The organism is Acidaminobacter sp. QWL-03 (genome assembly GCF_058683855.1).
Window position 1 is genome coordinate 476,363 of the sequence record NZ_CM178752.1, and the last position, 15,098, is coordinate 491,460.

Sequence of the window (15,098 nt, forward strand, 5' to 3'; positions counted from 1 at the left end):
AAAAGGGGTAATGGAAGATGTTTACTGGCATCATTGAAGAGATAGGCGTTGTCGAAGGGATTGAACGGTCGGGGCCGGCAGCGCAGCTGACCGTGCGGGCGTCAAAGGTGCTCGGGGACGTGAGAAATGGGGACAGCATCAGCACCAACGGTGTGTGCCTGACGGTGGTGCGCTTCACGAAGGACACGTTTACGGCGGATGTTATGCCGGAGACGCTGCGATATTCGAACCTTGGTGCGCTGAAAAAGGGGAGCCCGGTGAACCTGGAGCGGGCCATGAGCGCAAACGGCCGCTTCGGCGGGCATATGGTCTCCGGGCACATTGACGGTGTGGGCGTGATTCGGGCGCTGCGGCAGGAGGGCAACGCCACCTGGATGACGGTGGAGCCGCCTGAAGCGCTGCTGCGCTACATCATTCAAAAGGGGTCCATAGCCATGGACGGCACCAGCCTGACGGTGGCGCAGCTTGAGGGCGTGGCGTTCAGCGTGTCGATCATTCCGGTGACCAAGGATGAGACAATCCTCCTGCGGAAGCGGGTTGGCGACGAGGTGAACCTTGAGTGCGATCTGGTGGGTAAATACGTTGAAAGGCTGCTGCAGTTCGCGCCGGAGAAGAAGAGTCCAATGACCATGGATTTTCTGAAAGAGAATGGATTTGCCTAGCATCTTTATAGAAGCTTTGGCCGATGGTGGCAGTTAAGTGACCATCGGCAAAAAAATGTCTTAGTTTTATAACCGATTGAAAACGGGAGGTGTCCTACCAATGGGATTTTGTTCAATTGAAGAAGCAATAGAGGCCTTGAAGGCCGGGGAAATGATCGTCGTAGTGGACGATGAGGACAGGGAAAACGAAGGGGATCTGCTCATGGCCGCCGAAAAGGCGACGCCGGAGGCCATCAACTTCATGGCCAAGCACGGGCGGGGACTGATTTGCGTGCCCATGCTCAGGGAGCGCCTGAACGCGCTGGGCATTTATGACATGATCGACCGAAACACAGATCCGAAACAGACGGCATTTACGGTGTCGGTGGACTCCATGCGCTGCACCACGGGCATTTCTGCCGGGGAGCGGGCTATGACGATTCAGCACCTTCTGGAGGAGGACGCGAAGCCGGTGGATTTCATGCGGCCGGGGCACATCTTTCCGCTGGTGGCCAAGGAGGGCGGCGTGCTGCGACGGGCCGGCCATACGGAGGCCGCCGTCGATCTGGCGAAGCTGGCGGGCTTTAAGCCGGCGGGCGTCATCTGTGAGATCATGAATGACGACGGGACTATGGCCCGCGTGCCGGAGCTGATTGAGTACTCCAGAAAGCATGGCCTCAAGATGATTACGATTGAGGAACTGATTCGCTTCCGCCGCAAGTCGGAGGTTTTGGTGGAGCGGGTGGCGGAGTCGGACATGCCGACGAAGTATGGCGATTTCAGGATGATTGGATTTATCAACCGCTTGAATGGCGAGCATCATGTGGCGCTGGTCAAAGGGGATGTGGCGACGGACGAACCGGTGCTGGTTCGAGTCCATTCGGAGTGCCTGACTGGGGATGCCTTTGGGTCTCTGCGCTGTGACTGTGGCGAGCAATATGCCGAAGCTATGAAGCGCATCGAGGAAGAGGGTCGAGGGGTGCTGCTGTACATGCGCCAGGAGGGTCGCGGCATTGGCCTCATTAATAAGATCAAGGCCTACGCGCTCCAGGACCAGGGGTATGATACGGTGCAGGCCAACCGGATGCTGGGTTTTGAGGATGACCTCAGGGATTATGGCATTGGAGCGCAGATCCTGATGGAGCTTGGGCTTCACAAGATCCGGCTGATGACCAATAACCCACAGAAGATTACAGGACTTTCCGGCTATGGGCTGGAAATCGTGGAGCGTGTGCATATCCAGCTCAATCATAATGAGCGGAATGAATTTTATCTGAAGACTAAAAAAGAAAAAATGGGCCATGAGCTTAACTTTGAGGAGGAAAAGAAATGAAGGTTTATGAGGGTAAATTAGTATCGGACAAGCAGCGGTATGGGATCATTGTGGGTCGTTTCAATGAGTTTATTGGCGGCAAGCTTCTGGGTGGCGCTCTGGATGCGCTGAAGCGTCATGGCGCTTCTGAGGATCAGGTTGAGATTGCCTGGGTACCTGGGGCGTTCGAGATTCCCTTGATCGCGAAGAAAATGGCTTCAAGCGGCCGTTATGACGCTGTGATTTGCCTGGGCGCGGTGATCAGGGGTTCCACGCCACACTTTGACTACGTTTCCAGCGAAGTCACCAAGGGCGTCGCGCATGTGTCTCTGGACACTGGGATTCCGGTAATCTTTGGGGTTCTGACAACAGACACCATTGAGCAGGCTATCGAGCGCGCCGGCACCAAAGCGGGCAATAAGGGCTTTGATGCTGCTGTTACGGCAATTGAGATGGTTAATTTGATTGAGCAGCTGAATTAGAAATTTCAGTTTGGTGACGCGGATAGATTCAGAACTGGTGACGCGGACAGGTTTCAGTTTGGTGACGCGGACAGGTTTCAAACCGGTGCCAGAGCTTAAGTGTTCAGTAAACCCGGGAGAGCTTGAGCCGCAATGGATTTCGAGATTTTCGACAAAAAAGATTAAAGTATAAAAAAAGAATACAGGCTCATCCGCACCTCTAAGCTGTCTTGGGGTAGGGATGAGCCTGTTTTTATGTGTTTTATAATTACAAAATTCTATAGCCTCGCACCGCTTTTACCCAATCGCGTCCACTTACACCAACGAGCCTCCAGGAGATCGATGCCTTTGAACAGCAAAAAGCCCATCAAGCTCAGTGCCAGAATCCCGCTGAACATTTCCACGTAGTCGGCCATGAGCCAACTGTTCATGATGAAATAGCCTATGCCGTAGGTCGTCGCGTAATTCTCCCCAAAGAATAAAATGGAAATGCTGACCCCCACACAAATGCGCAGGGCCGTCATAATTTTGGGCAGCGTCGCCGGCAGGATCAGGTGCCGGTACAGCCCGCCTCGGTCAATTCCCAAAGACAGCACAGAAAAGTACAGTTCTTTGGGAATCTCCCGCACGCCGTCCCTGGCCGCCACCAGGATCTGAAAAATAATAATGATGATAATCAGCACGATCTTCGAGGTTTCTCCAAGCCCGAACAATATCATCAGCACAGGCAGAAAAGCGATTTTGGGCAACGGGTACAGCAAATAAACCACGGGGCTGAGCCAACGGTCCGCCTGTTCGCTGAACCCCATCCAAAGTCCTATGGCGCCGCCAAGCACCAAGGAGACCACCAGTGCCACAGAAATCCGCCCGAGGCTGACCAGCAGGTGACGGCTCAGTTCTCCGGGAAAAATCCTGAAAAAATGCAGAATCGACGTATGAGGTGCCGGAATGGCCGCTGAGCCCACTGCAATGTGCATGATATACCAAAAGAGAAGGATCGCCAGCATGCCGTAGAGGGTCTGAAGCCAACGCCCGCCTAAGCTGGCACTTAAGCGAAAACGCTTATGGCTCTTATCATCGAGCTGAGTTCTGACCCGGTTCTGAGCCAAATCGCCGTCAAGCCGCTGCATTTCGCCCTTAAGCCTGGTCATACAACCGCCTCCGAATCTTCAGGCACATCTCAAAAAAAGACGGATGATCCCTGAAGTCCACCTCTCCAAAATAGGGATTCTCAATTTGTTCCTGAACGCGACCACCAGACATCACCAGGATGCGCTGCCCCAGGAACACCGCTTCCTCAATGTTGTGGGTCACCAGCACGAGGGTAAACCGCCTCTCCCGGTGCAGCCGCAGCACCAGATTCTGGATCATTTCCTTGGTCATGGCGTCCAGCGCCGAGGACGCTTCGTCCATGAGCAGCACGTCCGGCTCCAGAACCAAAGTCCGGCCGATGGCCACCCTCTGCTTCTGACCCCCGCTCAGTTCCCCGGGGAGCCGGTGTCCGAGGCTTTCCAGACCTAACTCCTCCAGCATGGCGCCTACCCGCTCATTTGTCTCCACAGCGCCAAAGCCCCGCGCCTTCAGCGGAAACGCCAGATTTTCCCGGACTGTCTTCCAGGGCAAGAGTCCGTAGTCCTGCAGCACGAGCCCCGTTGACTTTCGGATTCCGTTCGCCGCCTCGTCCTGAATGACAATAGACCCGGACTGGGGTCTGACCAGTCCCGCCAGCGCGTAGAGCAGCGTTGTCTTGCCGCACCCGGAAGACCCAATCACAGCGCAGGTCGAGTGCGCCGGCACGCTCATATTCAGTTCTTTCAGAGCAATGTCCTGATCATAGGCCACTTCCAGGTCGCGGATTTCTATCACTGCACAAACTTCCCTTCGATCAGGTCGTCATACCCGAGCTCAATTTTCTTGCCTAAAACGCGCTCATTCCAGTCCATGATGGTCTTGAGATAAGCCTCATCCGGTACCCGCGCCAGGTGATACTCCGGCATGAGGATCTTGTCCGTAATTTCAGGCTTCAGCTTCAGCACTTCGACGAGGAGCGCCCGCGCTTCACTGTCATCCTTCTGAATGTCTGCAATGGCCTTGTTGTAGGCGTCGTGGAACCGCTGCACCGCTGAGGCCTTATCGCTGATGGCTACACCTGTAAAGACCATGACGTCCGGCGAAAATGCGTCCGGATTCTCGATGAGCTGCTTCGTCAGTCCGTTCAGTTCGCCCATGGAGGCCATAGGCTCGGGGATGACGGCCATGTCCAGTTCGCCTTTTCCGATCATTTCCATGCGCGCCGGAATTTCGTTAATGTAGATTTTCTCGACATCGTAGCGTTCTTCCAGGCTGCGATCAGACAGGTAATTGGAGACACTGACCTCCATCATGCCTACCTTAACGGCATCACCGTCCTTCAATTCGCCTTTAATCAGGAACGGGAACGCGCCGTCAGTGCTCGTGGTGACCTTGATATCAAAACCGTTCTGGACGTTGTTGACCAGCGCGATCATGTCCGTCATGGCCCCGTCCAGCTCGCCGCTCTGGAGCGCGCTCTGGCGGTTCATGGCATTGGTGTAGACCTGGACGTCTACGGTCAGGCCAAGTTCTTCGAAATAGCCGTTTTTCGCGGCTAAAAATATAGGCGCGGAGTCTACCGCAGGCATGACCCCAATTTTTAAGGTTGCCGGCTCATTTTCAGTGCTTTCTGCCGATGGTTCCGAAACCGCCGGTTCAGCAGGTGCTTCAGCTTCGGGTTTCTGACAGCCTGTGACTAAAAGGGCGGTAACCAGCAGGAATGCCAGCAGGAGTGATAAGGACAATGATTTTTTCAAGATTGTTCCACCTTTCTTGCTTGAATTAACACTCCTATTGTATAATGGCTATTGGATTGTTTCAATATTAACAATATAACCAAATCTCCACGACACGCGATCCATAGGCTATACTATTGGCTGTATCGAGAATTTAGATCAGTGAGGCAGGCGGATAGAAGTGATAAAACAGACTGATGCAGTGTTGGACAATCAAGTCCTATCGAAGAAAAAAATAGTGAAGGACCTCTGGATCGCCCTCAGGCCCCTGTCGCTGACGCTGGCGGTCAGCTCGACGACCCTGGGCATTCTGGTGGCTTGGCGCAGCGGAATGCTGATTGAAGACGGGGTGTCTCTGATCTGGGTGAGGATTATGCTGGTGACCATCGGCGGCATGCTCGTTCAGGCCTGCGCTAACCTTGTGAATGATTTCTATGAGGGCTCGTTTAAATATCATCGGCCAGGGGAGAGAACTTTCAGGTTTTTGAAGTACGACAGGACCGCCTTTGATCTTGCCGTATTCGGTCTCAGCATGCTGTGTCTGGCCGGGACCGGGCTGATTGGGCTTGTGCTGATGAAGCTCAGCACGCCGAGCCTCATCTATATTGGGCTGGCGGGTATGGCAGGGGCTTATGCCTATACCGGGGAACCGTTTGTTTACAAGAAGCGGGGACTGGGGGCCGTGCTGTCTTTTGTGCTGATGGGGCCGCTCATGGTGCTCGGGGCTTATGTCGCGGTCAGCTGGACATACAGCTGGGAGCCGGTGGTGCTGGCCATGCCGGCCAGCCTGATGATTCCGCTGCTCATGATGTCCAATGAAATACGGGACTTCATTCGAGATGGTGAGCTAGGCATACGGACATTGACAGTCATAGTGGGTATTAGGGCTGGAAAAGGGATTTATCTGGGGCTTCTGGCAGTGGCCTACGGTATGACAGTAGTGCTTATGGTATTGGGACGACTTCCGGCAGAGGCCCTCGCGGTCCTCGTGACGCTGCCGCTGGCAGTCAAATCCTATAAAAAGGTGTCGATGCCAAAAACCAGCGGGATCCGGATCACCAACCTGCTGCACATTGCTTTTAACGGCATTATGATTGCAGTACTTGCACTGGCGTTGTAACAACAGAAACAGGCTCAGTGAAAGTTGGAAAATCTGACTTTCGCTGAGCCTGTTTTTGATTTGATTAAAAAATCGCTGTTATTCAGCTTGCTGCATCGGTACTTGTCTGGGACGACGGCCCATCAGAGCTGCATACATACCTTCCAGCCGCTTTAATACAGCCTTTCGCTCAGTGCCGTTAAGCCGGACCTTTCCGGTGATTACTGTGGTATAGTCCAGGAATGCCGCGGTCATTCGGCTTTCATTGATGGCGAAGAGCACATTTGGCGCACTGTCTTTGATTACCAGAACGCCGACGTTTTCGCGGATCGTCACTGTACAATCCGAGGAAAAGTTATCTTCAAGCAAGATCACGTGATAGTTTGGGTAGGTTTTCATAAGGTGAATGGTATAAGCCAGGTGTTCGCTGAATTCCTGAAGTGTATAGACGGCGTCTGACAGGCCAACGAGACCCAGGAACTTCACGCGAAGCGCGTCCGGAGTATTGTTTGTATTTGAGTCTTTTTGCAATCCGTTTGCTTCCGCAGATTTAGTCAGCTCCTGAAGTGACTTTTTGTCCGGCAGCAGCAGCAAATCTGTATGCTCGAAATCCTGAAGTTGTTTCAACAGTCTCTCATGCCGTTTTCTTTGAATCCCCGACATGTACTGGACCTGCTGTGACTCGAGACCGGATCTGATCATTATGGATTCTGCGGTGGCTACGGGCATTGTCAGAGAAGGCAGCCCCTCCCTGAGCGTGATGGTATTGGAGGCTTCTGCCTCGAACTCCTCGATCATTTCCAGAACCCCGCCGTTGTGCCTGACTGTTATGATCTTCATCAGAGGTCGGCAGAGATTCAGGTAATCCTGAAATTCTTTCTGATAGTGGGCGACTGTTCGCGGCTCATTGAACACGTGAACAATGGGCGGATTTGTTGAACGGCTGACGGAGCGGCTGATCAGTGCAGTTTTCTTCTCAAGAATAAAAAGTGTATGCTTGTAGACATCATCCCGCGTTCTTGGATAATAGTAAGGCTCAATGGATCCTGTCATATAGAGGGGCAGCCATTCGCGAATAGCAGTCAGCATCTCGTCCAAGCCGCGGTTGACCGTATGAACAATAACGATTTTGTGTCCCTTTTGGATAATCTTTGACATAAGTATGGACCATTGACTCGTGAATTTTTTATCTCCAATAAGCCACTCCATGGATTCGTCACTGTAAAGGTAAAGGGTTTCAGTGGCTTCGCTCATGAGTGCTGTCGCCAGAAGTGTTAAAACTGCTTCACGTTTGCCGTGGAGGTCCAAGTAGGTGCTTGTTTCTTTTGGGTTAAGTGTCCCAAAAAGTGAGGCCAGATCAAAGATTGCATTTGAGGTCGGAAAGGTAAAGTGCGAGACCTGTTCCAGGAGCTTGCCGATGGACTTAGTCTCCACCGCCTTCTGATCGTACAGCCAGTCGAGGATTATGGCGCTTGCAGGCTCAAGGTCAATGGGAATTTGAGACGGCGGTGTCTGAAGGGCATGACAAAGTCCCGACCTGAAGGTGTCAACGGCCATGAACTTTGCAAAATATTGACTGATGGCCAGCAAGTAATTCTCGTTTTTTGAAGGTGCCCGGTCGCCTCGCCTCAAGCGGCTTATGTAAGAAGCGTCGAGATTGATATGTCTGGCCAGCGCGCTGTTTGAGGTGCCGGACAGGTTCATGAGCAAATCGAGTTTTTCAGAAAATAACAAGTCCGTCATCCCCCTAGCCACGCTGGATTAATCTAAGAATTGAAGGCGCAGTTTGCTTTATCCTTCTGATACCCAATTTTACGAATGACTTTCACATTCTGTCATGAAACGTGACATAAATTTGTCATTGACAAATGTTGACACTCTGATGACATGCAATTAATTTGGTGTATTATGAAATCAAGGAAGGTCGGTGATGGCGATGACATTGAAAAAAGCATGGAAAATCAAGCTCAAAGAGGGCTTCTTTAAAACGGTCGACTGTGAACTGACACTGGATGAGACGCTTCTGATCATGACCCCCCTTGAAGATCATCACCATCCGTCCGTTGAACTGGAGATTAGTGAGATTGTTGAAATTACTATGAATCGAAAAGTTCATAACAATACGGAAATTGAAATACGGACGAATCAATTTATTTTTGTGGCACAGTTGCTGGATCCTATGTTTGAAGAAGCGCTGATCCTGGAGTTTCATGGGGTGTTTCAGTCGCGTTTTCAGGTGATCTGAAAATGGTAAGAAGGTGCAGAGAAACCCGGTCCCCCGGCTTTCTCTGCACCTTCTTTTTATTGAAAGCCCGCTCAAATCATTCTTTGCTGAAGACGTCCATAATTTCGGCGACATACATCGTATGGAAGTCGCGGGTCGGATAGATCTTGTCAATCAGCTCTGTCTCAATAAAGCTCTCCGGCGACAATGGCTGGGCAAACAATTTCCTGCAGCGGAGCACGAGGTTGGCTTCCTCAAAGTAGGGCGTACCGTCCAGATGTTTGATGGTGAGACCTGACTTTGAAATTTTGTCTTCATCTTTACCGGACACACTGCCCAAATAACTGAGGGTTTTGCGGTGCTCTTCTCCGAAGAAGGTCAGCGTAAAGGTATCCGCTTGATCGACAAAGGATTTGGTGTGACGCTGAGGGCGGATGAACACATAGGCCACGTTCTTGTTCCACAGGACGCCAAGACCGCCCCAACTGGCTGTCATGGTGTTGGCCTTGCCATTCGCCTCTGCGGTGACCAGCATCCAGTCTTTCCCGATCATTTCAAAAGCGTTTTTCTGAAGGGTTTCTGCTGCAATCGATTTAAATGAAGTCATAGGGTGACACTCCTTTGGTGTGGGGTATTTATTGGGATTCATAGGCCGTAAATCAGTAAAGTTTTACAATACCTAGGTAGAGTGTACCATTTGCAGGTGGGTTTAGACAAGTTTGAGGGTTGGTGACGCGGACAGGATTTGAGTGAGTGTCAGACACCAAACTTGAATGAGTGTCAGACACCAAACTTGAGTGAGTGTCAGACACTCATCAGAACTGACCTCGCCTGCTCTAAAACTTTTTGAAGTTCTTCACCTTAGTCAGGGTAGAAACTACAGGGAATAAAAAACGAGAGGTGGGATCCACTGTGGCAAAACGTCTGCGCTACAACATGAATGCCTGCATTGGCTGCCAGACCTGTTCACTGGTGTGCTCAACACTGCTGGGACAGCACTCACTGAGTGAAAGTGCGATCTACATAAAAACCAAGGGGGGCCTTCAGAGCCCATACGTCTGCGTGGTTTGCGTCGCCTGCAAAGAAAACATAGCTTGTCTTGAGGCTTGCAGAACCGGTGCCTTGAGAGCAAGGCCCGGAGGCGGGGTCCTCTTCGACAAGAGCAAATGCATCAGTTGCAGACTCTGCGTCAAGGCGTGTGCCATAGGCGCGGTTCAGTACAGCGAAAAGCTGGATCAGCCGGTCATTTGCCGGCACTGCGGTACCTGCACCAGATTTTGTCCTCATCAGTGTCTCTGGATGGAAGAGGTTGAAGAGAATGCAGAAATTGTGGAGGCTGCAAAGGCTGTATCCCTCGAAACATCAAAAATATCCGGGGCAAACCCTGACACAGCGCAGCAGGAAGAAGGGGAGGCAAAGTCATGATCTATCAGGATTACATAAGAGTATTGACCATTGACCTCACGGAGGAAACCTATGTCATCAGCCAGCGCAAGGACCTGAAAGCCTTCCTTGGCGGTGTGGGCGTCGCCTCAAAGCTCCTGGAGGAGCATTTAAGAGAAGACAGGCCGGTGCTGGATCCTGAGCAGTGCATTGTATTCGCCATAGGCGCCCTTTCTACCATATTCCCCATAGTCACCAAGACGGTGGCCATGTTCTGGTCGCCGCTGACCGGCGAGCTGGGGGAAAGCTACGCAGGCGGGCGCATGGCCCTGACCATGTTCATGGCCCGCTATGACGCTATTGTCATAAAGGGTCGCGCCCAAAAACCTATTTACCTCTCCATCAGCGGCCACAGTGTTGAATTCAAGGACGCAGCGGCCATGTGGGGGCTGGAGTCGGACGAAGTTGGCCGGATCATCCGGGAACGTGAGCCGGGAGCAGGCAAGCGAAGCATCCTTAGAATTGGGCCGGCCGGCGAAAACCTCGTCCGCTATGCCAGCGTCTGCGTGGACACCTACCGACACTTCGGACGTCTGGGACTCGGCGCTGTCATGGGCAGCAAGCACCTGAAAGCCATCTGCATCTATGGGAAGGGCAGCCATGAAATCAAAGATCGTAAAGCCTATTTCAAAGCTTTCAGCGATATCCACCAAAAGGCTTTAACCACCGACCTCATGAAAAAATATCACGACCTGGGCACCCCAATAGGTGTTTCCGGCATGAATGCCAACAAGAGCATCCCGACTCTGAACCTTCAGACGACCTTTTATGAAGACATCAGCGCCCTCACCGGTGAAGCCTTTGCCCAGCGCAACCTCATAAGAAAAACCGCCTGTGCGGGCTGCCCGGTGGGCTGCATCCACATTGGCCAGTTCAGACGCGAATTTGGACCGGGGTATGAATATGAGGCCATCAGTGTCAGTTACGACTACGAGCTCATCTTCAGTCTAGGCACCTTCCTGGGTCTGAAAACCAGCGATGAAGTCCTGGAAATGATCGAAGCTGTTGAAGCCTACGGTCTCGATGCCATCTCTGCGGGCGTCGTCCTGGGCTGGGCCACGGAAGCTTTCCAAAAGGGACTGATCACCGAAGTCCAAACTCTTGTGCCTCTGGTCTTTGGAGACCAGAAAAATTATCTGAAAGCCTTGAAGCACCTATCCGACCGCGCGAATGACTTCTACAAAGCACTTGGCGACGGCAGCGCCGCAGCCGCCAAACTTTACGGCGGCGAAGACTTCGCCATGCAGCTGGCGGGCAACGAGATGGCCGGCTATCACACCGGCTACGGCTCAGTGCTGGGCGCCGCGGTTGGCGCGCGCCACTCCCACCTCTGCAACGGCGGTTACGGCTTTGACCAGGCAGACGACTTCAGCATGGAAACCCTCGTGGATCGCGTTTTTGACGAAGAGCTCCACCGCTGCCTCCTTAATTCCATGATCGCCTGTCTCTTTGGCAGGCGGCTCTACGACCGCGGAACCATCGTTACCGCTCTGGCGTCCATAGGTGAAACACACACGGAAGAATCCTTGAAACAGGCCGCCACAGAAATCTACAAAAATAAACTCAGACTCAAAAAACGCATGAGCTTTGATCAGACTGCCATAAAACTTCCAAAACGATTTTTCGAGACCCCGGGAGGCGGCACCAAGCTCGAAGAAGACGTCCTGAGCCGCCTCATCCGCGACTACGACCAAAAATGTCAGGCCCTCTTTACAAACACAAAGTGACATTTGCCGATGGTCAAGGCACCTCCGCCCCAATCACAAACAAAAGACCTTGCGTCTGCTGAGTTACAACAGACACAAGGTCTTCCTTACCTACATGCCCTGACAAAGTTCAATTACAGCTCATAATACAATCTGAATTCTTCAGGATGCGGCAGGGCGCTGATCTGATAATGCTCTTTCGTGAGCCGCTCAATTTGGTTCTTAATCATGATCTCAGAAAAGACGCCGCCCTTCAGCAAAAATGCTTTGTCTGCCTCGAGGGCTTCACAGGCTTCGAGCAGCGACGCCGGAAGGCCTTTAACTTTACCGCGTTCAGCATCAGGCAGTTTGTACAGATTGACATCAAACGGTCCGTAGCCCTCAGCCACCGGGTCGATTTTATTCTCAATGCCATCTATGGCCGCCATAAGGATGGCGGTAAACGCCAGATACGGATTGGACGTGGCGTCCGGGGACCGAAGTTCAAAGCGCTTGGTGTGGGGATCTGTTGCATAGCCTGGGATCCGGATGACGGCACTGCGGTTCGAGGTGCCATAGCAAATGCTCACAGGTGCTTCATAGCCAGGCACCTGTCTTTTATAAGAGTTGGTACTTGGATTGGTGAACGGCATCAGTGCCGCGGCGTGCTTCAGGATGCCGCCTATGGCATACAAGGCTGTTTCACTGAGCTGGCTGTAGCCATTTGGGTCGAAAAAGAGCGGTTTGTCACCATCAAAAAAGTGCATATGAATATGCATGCCGCTGCCGGCCTCATTCCAGAAGGGCTTAGGCATGAAGGTGGTCGTTAAGCCAAATAGATGGGCGTTATTTTTAAGAATATATTTGAGTTTCATGGTTCGGTCGGCCATTTCTTTAAGGGTAGCGAACTCAACTTCTATTTCGACCTGACCTGGTCCGCCGTTCTCAGAGTGATGGTACTTCACTGGAACACCGTGTTCTTCGAGCAATCTGACCGTGTTGCTTCGGAAGTTGTAGCTGGAATCCATCGGCAGATCCACGTGGTACCCGCCGTGAGGCGGAACCTTGGCGCCGAGATTGTGATATTTTGTATTGCCTGTGTTCCAGTCTGCCTGCTCGGAGTCGATTCGCACCTCCATATGGTGTGACTCCGTCCGGTAGGAGATGTGGTTCAGGACATAGAACTCAAATTCCGGACCAAAGAGCGCGCGGTCGCAGATGCCCTCCGCCTTCAGATAGTTTTCGGCCTTCTCCGCCAGGAAGCGCGGGTCGTCTTCAAAGCGCACACGCTCGCCGTCTTTAAGACGATAAATATTCGCGATGAACACCAGTGTTTTTTCGTCCGCGAAGGGATCCACAAAGCCGGTGCTGAGGTCGGGTATGAACACCATGTCGGATTTTTCAACAGTGAGAAAGCCGTAACTGGATCCGTCAAAGCCAATGCCTGAGGTTATGACGCTGTCATTAAAGCGTTCGAATGGAATGGAGAGATGGTGCCATCTGCCTTTCATGTCAATGACCTTGAAGTCGATGATCCGGATGTCCTCCTCAGCAATAAATGCCTGGACATCCGCCACGTTTTGGAAAGCTGTCATACTGTGCGCCTCCTTGAAATTTTTTGTACAAGGTTGGTTCTATGCACTTATTAAACTTCCAATAAAATTGAACACTTATAATTTAATTCTAAACTTTGTTAGAAAAGAGTCAAGAGCAATGACTGTAAATCCGTGGGAATAATTTCGTTGTATGGAATAAAGAGAAATGCACTCATAACTTGGCATCACCAGCTATGATACAAGGAGGTAATTATCATGTCAGATAAACCACTCAACATAGTCATCCTGGACGGCTACACCTTGAATCCCGGCGACCTGAGCTGGGATGGCTTCACAAGACTTGGAAAAGTAACGGTCTACGACAGGACGACACCCGAAGAGGTCCGTCAGAGGATCCGCGGCGCACAGATTGTCATCACCAATAAAACGCCTTTAACGGCAGTGACTTTAACTTCCCCTGAAGCTGCGGATCTCCGCTATATAGGCGTCCTGGCCACCGGCTACAACGTAGTGGATGTTCAGGCTGCAAGGCTCAGGGGCATCCCGGTGACGAACATTCCGACCTACAGCACAGACTCTGTGGCTCAGCTTGTCTTTGCGCATCTCCTGGAAATCTGCCATCACGTGGGCGCCCATGATGCCGCCGTCCACAGCGGGGAGTGGGTTAATTCCAAGGATTTTTGCTTCTGGCATTTTCCCATGGTCGAGTTAGCCGGCAAAAAGCTTGGGATCATAGGCTTTGGCAGCATAGGCGCCAGAGTGGCACAGATTGCCCATGCTTTTGGTATGGAGATTCTGGTTCTGGACCGTCAGGGAAGGGGGCAGAGAGAGGGATTGCCCTACAAATTTGTTTCCCTTGAGACCTTGTATGGAACCGCAGATGTCATCACACTGCACTGCCCGCAGACGCCGGAGACCCAGGGCCTCATTTGCGCCGAGAGCATCAGCCGTATGAAGGATGGCGTCATTCTGCTCAATATGTCCCGCGGTGGCCTCGTCAATGAGCAGGATTTAGCCGATGGTCTCCGCTCCGCAAAAATCGCCGCCGCCGGGGTGGACGTCCTGTCCAGCGAGCCGCCAATGGCGGATAATCCGCTGCTGAGCGCGCCAAATCTCTTCATCACGCCTCATATAGCCTGGGCGCCGTGGGAAGCCCGCGCCAGACTCATGGAGATCGCCGTCGAAAATTTGGAGCGCTTTCTTCGAGGGGATCCGGTGAATGTGGTTTGGGGGAAATGAAAAAAGGAAGTAAACTCGGTGTCAGACACCGAGTTTACAAATGTGGTGTGATAAATCCCCCCCCAAAAAAAAAAAACTCCAGGAAATTGGCGAGAGCCATTTTCCTGGAGTTTTCACTATGCCTTAGCCTTTAAAATCTTCCTTAAACAACTTGCCATTTTCATCCCAGCCCATGCGGGTGATTTTCGCAAGAAACTTGACGTCGTTTTCCTTTGCACACTCGAGGACTTGGAAAACCTTAGTTTGATCGATGCCGGCCTTCTTCACGTCGCCAAAAATTTTCATGATGGAGTATGGGTGATCCGGGTCCTTAAGGCAAATCATGCCAGTATCAGGGATCATCATGGCGTCAGAAATCAATTTGCCATAATCAATGTCCTTGAGGTCAGCAATGACATAATACTGTGTGTCGCCGCCGAGATCTTCAAAGCCTTTGACTTGCTTGATGCTGAAGCTTGATTTTGCGACTGCGCTCATAGTTGCGAAGAGAGGCAGGATGCCCCAGCCTTTGTGGCCTGAAACAATCATGGATTCTTTACGGGCCATAGCCTCTTCGAGGTAGGCGCCTTGCGCTTCATTCATGAAGCCTTGATCAACCAGTTTTTTAAGCATGGCGTTCATTGAACATTCT

General features: G+C 52.0%; 15 protein-coding genes. 8 read left to right on the forward strand and 7 right to left on the reverse strand.

What is annotated here, in order from left to right:
• Positions 1 to 17: 17 nt before the first annotated feature.
• The 3 genes from AC4PHM_RS02070 to ribH all read left to right on the forward strand — a co-directional run bounded on the left by AC4PHM_RS02070 (position 18) and on the right by ribH (position 2,435).
• Complete coding sequence (locus tag AC4PHM_RS02070) at positions 18 to 662, forward strand: riboflavin synthase (protein ID WP_492019245.1); 645 nt, start codon at positions 18 to 20, stop codon at positions 660 to 662.
• A 100-nt stretch (positions 663 to 762) separates the two neighbouring features.
• A complete protein-coding gene (locus tag AC4PHM_RS02075; RefSeq protein ID WP_492019246.1) occupies positions 763 to 1,974 on the forward strand; it encodes a bifunctional 3,4-dihydroxy-2-butanone-4-phosphate synthase/GTP cyclohydrolase II in 1,212 nt (403 codons plus the stop codon).
• Positions 1,971 to 2,435, forward strand: a complete 465-nt coding sequence (ribH, locus tag AC4PHM_RS02080) for a 6,7-dimethyl-8-ribityllumazine synthase (protein WP_492019247.1) — start codon at positions 1,971 to 1,973, stop codon at positions 2,433 to 2,435. The genes AC4PHM_RS02075 and ribH overlap by 4 nt, the downstream gene beginning before the upstream one ends.
• Before the next feature lie 257 nt (positions 2,436 to 2,692).
• On the opposite strand, the gene AC4PHM_RS02085 is transcribed toward ribH, so the two are convergent.
• Genes AC4PHM_RS02085 through AC4PHM_RS02095 form a run of 3 tightly spaced genes read right to left on the reverse strand, consistent with a single transcriptional unit; the run spans position 2,693 to position 5,242 of the window.
• Complete coding sequence (locus AC4PHM_RS02085; RefSeq protein ID WP_492019248.1) at positions 2,693 to 3,565, reverse strand: ABC transporter permease; 873 nt, start codon at positions 3,563 to 3,565, stop codon at positions 2,693 to 2,695.
• The gene (locus AC4PHM_RS02090) at positions 3,552 to 4,280 is read right to left on the reverse strand and encodes an ABC transporter ATP-binding protein (protein WP_492019249.1); all 729 of its coding nucleotides are present in this window, start codon (positions 4,278 to 4,280) and stop codon (positions 3,552 to 3,554) included. The genes AC4PHM_RS02085 and AC4PHM_RS02090 overlap by 14 nt, the downstream gene beginning before the upstream one ends.
• Positions 4,277 to 5,242 carry an ABC transporter substrate-binding protein gene (locus AC4PHM_RS02095; protein ID WP_492019250.1) on the reverse strand — a complete coding sequence of 322 codons (966 nt, stop codon included), beginning with the start codon at positions 5,240 to 5,242 and terminating at the stop codon, positions 4,277 to 4,279. The genes AC4PHM_RS02090 and AC4PHM_RS02095 overlap by 4 nt, the downstream gene beginning before the upstream one ends.
• 160 nt (positions 5,243 to 5,402) lie before the next feature.
• Between AC4PHM_RS02095 and AC4PHM_RS02100 the strand changes: the two genes are divergently transcribed.
• Complete coding sequence (locus AC4PHM_RS02100; RefSeq protein ID WP_492019251.1) at positions 5,403 to 6,341, forward strand: prenyltransferase; 939 nt, start codon at positions 5,403 to 5,405, stop codon at positions 6,339 to 6,341.
• Between the two features lie 78 nt (positions 6,342 to 6,419).
• Here the strand turns inward: AC4PHM_RS02100 and AC4PHM_RS02105 are convergent, their stop codons facing one another.
• Positions 6,420 to 8,054 (reverse strand): hypothetical protein, encoded by a 1,635-nt coding sequence (locus AC4PHM_RS02105; RefSeq protein WP_492019252.1) that lies wholly within the window; start codon positions 8,052 to 8,054, stop codon positions 6,420 to 6,422.
• A gap of 196 nt (positions 8,055 to 8,250) precedes the next feature.
• Here AC4PHM_RS02105 and AC4PHM_RS02110 point away from each other — a divergent pair, with 196 nt between their 5' ends.
• On the forward strand, positions 8,251 to 8,565 hold the full coding sequence (locus AC4PHM_RS02110; protein WP_492019253.1) for a hypothetical protein: 315 nt from the start codon (positions 8,251 to 8,253) through the stop codon (positions 8,563 to 8,565).
• 76 nt (positions 8,566 to 8,641) lie between these two features.
• On the opposite strand, the gene AC4PHM_RS02115 is transcribed toward AC4PHM_RS02110, so the two are convergent.
• Positions 8,642 to 9,151 carry a flavin reductase family protein gene (locus tag AC4PHM_RS02115; protein ID WP_492019254.1) on the reverse strand — a complete coding sequence of 170 codons (510 nt, stop codon included), beginning with the start codon at positions 9,149 to 9,151 and terminating at the stop codon, positions 8,642 to 8,644.
• 305 nt (positions 9,152 to 9,456) lie between these two features.
• On the opposite strand from AC4PHM_RS02115, the gene AC4PHM_RS02120 reads away from it, so the two are divergent.
• Entirely contained in the window at positions 9,457 to 9,969 is a 513-nt protein-coding gene (locus AC4PHM_RS02120; protein WP_492019255.1) for a 4Fe-4S binding protein, read from the forward strand.
• Positions 9,966 to 11,714 (forward strand): aldehyde ferredoxin oxidoreductase N-terminal domain-containing protein, encoded by a 1,749-nt coding sequence (locus AC4PHM_RS02125; RefSeq protein WP_492019256.1) that lies wholly within the window; start codon positions 9,966 to 9,968, stop codon positions 11,712 to 11,714. Before AC4PHM_RS02120 ends, AC4PHM_RS02125 begins: the two co-directional genes overlap by 4 nt.
• A gap of 113 nt (positions 11,715 to 11,827) precedes the next feature.
• On the opposite strand, the gene glnA is transcribed toward AC4PHM_RS02125, so the two are convergent.
• Positions 11,828 to 13,267, reverse strand: coding sequence for a type I glutamate--ammonia ligase (gene glnA, locus AC4PHM_RS02130; RefSeq protein ID WP_492019257.1), 1,440 nt, complete (start codon positions 13,265 to 13,267; stop codon positions 11,828 to 11,830).
• A 216-nt stretch (positions 13,268 to 13,483) separates the two neighbouring features.
• On the opposite strand from glnA, the gene AC4PHM_RS02135 reads away from it, so the two are divergent.
• A complete protein-coding gene (locus AC4PHM_RS02135; protein ID WP_492019258.1) occupies positions 13,484 to 14,467 on the forward strand; it encodes a D-2-hydroxyacid dehydrogenase in 984 nt (327 codons plus the stop codon).
• 123 nt (positions 14,468 to 14,590) lie between these two features.
• On the opposite strand, the gene AC4PHM_RS02140 is transcribed toward AC4PHM_RS02135, so the two are convergent.
• Complete coding sequence (locus tag AC4PHM_RS02140; protein WP_492019259.1) at positions 14,591 to 15,088, reverse strand: hypothetical protein; 498 nt, start codon at positions 15,086 to 15,088, stop codon at positions 14,591 to 14,593.
• Between the last annotated feature and the right edge of the window lie 10 nt (positions 15,089 to 15,098).